The following is a 1,794-nucleotide window of genomic DNA, read 5'->3' on the forward strand; positions in this document are numbered from 1 at the left end:
TTCTGTGAAGCCGGGCTGTAAGGCATCCGGTGGAGAGATCACTAGCGAGAATGATGACATGAGTAGCGACAAAGAGTGTGAGAGACACTCTCGCCGAAAGTCCAAGGGTTCCTGCTTAAAGCTAATCTGAGCAGGGTAAGCCGGCCCCTAAGGCGAGGCCGAAAGGCGTAGTCGATGGGAACCAGGTCAATATTCCTGGGCCATGTGGTGGTGACGGATCGCAAAGGTCGTTCTTCCTTATCGGATTGGAAGGGCTGCTGAGCGGTTCCTGGAAATAGCCCCACTTTGAGACCGTACCCTAAACCGACACAGGTGGACTGGTAGAGAATACCAAGGCGCTTGAGAGAACGATGTTGAAGGAACTCGGCAAAATACCTCCGTAAGTTCGCGAGAAGGAGGCCCAGTTTCAACGCAAGTTTTGGCTGGGGGCACAAACCAGGGGGTGGCGACTGTTTACTAAAAACACAGGGCTCTGCGAAGTCGCAAGACGACGTATAGGGTCTGACGCCTGCCCGGTGCCTGAAGGTTAAAAGGAGGGGTGAGAGCTCTGAATTGAAGCCCAGGTAAACGGCGGCCGTAACTATAACGGTCCTAAGGTAGCGAAATTCCTTGTCGGGTAAGTTCCGACCTGCACGAATGGCGTAACGACTTCCCCGCTGTCTCCAACATCGACTCAGCGAAATTGAATTGCCTGTCAAGATGCAGGCTTCCCGCGGTTAGACGGAAAGACCCCGTGCACCTTTACTACAGCTTCACACTGGCATCAGGCCATGCATGTGCAGGATAGGTGGTAGGCTTCGAAGCAGGAACGCCAGTTTCTGTGGAGCCTCCCTTGAGATACCACCCTTGCATTGCTTGATGTCTAACCGCGATCCCTTATCGGGTTCCGGGACCCTGTGTGGCGGGTAGTTTGACTGGGGCGGTCGCCTCCTAAAGCGTAACGGAGGCGCGCGAAGGTTGGCTCAGAGCGGTCGGAAATCGCTCGTTGAGTGCAATGGCAGAAGCCAGCCTGACTGCAAGACTGACAAGTCGAGCAGAGTCGAAAGACGGCCATAGTGATCCGGTGGTCCCAAGTGGGAGGGCCATCGCTCAACGGATAAAAGGTACGCCGGGGATAACAGGCTGATACTGCCCAAGAGTCCATATCGACGGCAGTGTTTGGCACCTCGATGTCGGCTCATCTCATCCTGGGGCTGGAGCAGGTCCCAAGGGTATGGCTGTTCGCCATTTAAAGAGGTACGTGAGCTGGGTTTAGAACGTCGTGAGACAGTTCGGTCCCTATCTGCCGTGGGTGTAGGATACTTGAGAGGAGTTGCCCCTAGTACGAGAGGACCGGGGTGAACGATCCACTGGTGGACCAGTTGTCGTGCCAACGGCAGTGCTGGGTAGCTATGATCGGACAGGATAACCGCTGAAGGCATCTAAGCGGGAAGCCCCCCTCAAAACAAGGTATCCCTGAGGGCCGTGGAAGACCACCACGTCGATAGGCCGGAGGTGTAAGCGCAGCAATGCGTTCAGCTGACCGGTACTAATGGCCCGATAGGCTTGATCCGATCCAGGAACAGCAAGGCTGTTCCAGATCAGACGAAGCATACAACCCCTACAAAATACTTGACTTGGTCCACGTCGCGCTCAAAACAGCGCGACAAAGTGGGTTTTTCTCGGTTTGGTGGTCATAGCGCAAGCAAAACACCCGGCTCCATTCCGAACCCGGCCGTTAAGTGCTGCCGCGCCAATGGTACTGCGTCTCAAGACGTGGGAGAGTAGGTCACCGCCAAACCTAGTAAAACCCAC

At 55.3% G+C, this 1,794-nt stretch carries 2 rRNA genes; both read left to right on the forward strand.

Annotation, left to right across the window (positions count from 1 at the left end):
• Window positions 1–1,553: ribosomal RNA gene (locus tag G0Q01_RS25575) — 23S ribosomal RNA — on the forward strand; the annotation flags it as partial.
• A gap of 112 nt (window positions 1,554–1,665) precedes the next feature.
• Window positions 1,666–1,780 (forward strand): 5S ribosomal RNA (gene rrf, locus G0Q01_RS25580).
• Window positions 1,781–1,794 lie beyond the last annotated feature (14 nt).

Source organism: Salipiger sp. PrR007, assembly GCF_010499845.1.
Classification (GTDB): domain Bacteria; phylum Pseudomonadota; class Alphaproteobacteria; order Rhodobacterales; family Rhodobacteraceae; genus Salipiger; species Salipiger pacificus_A.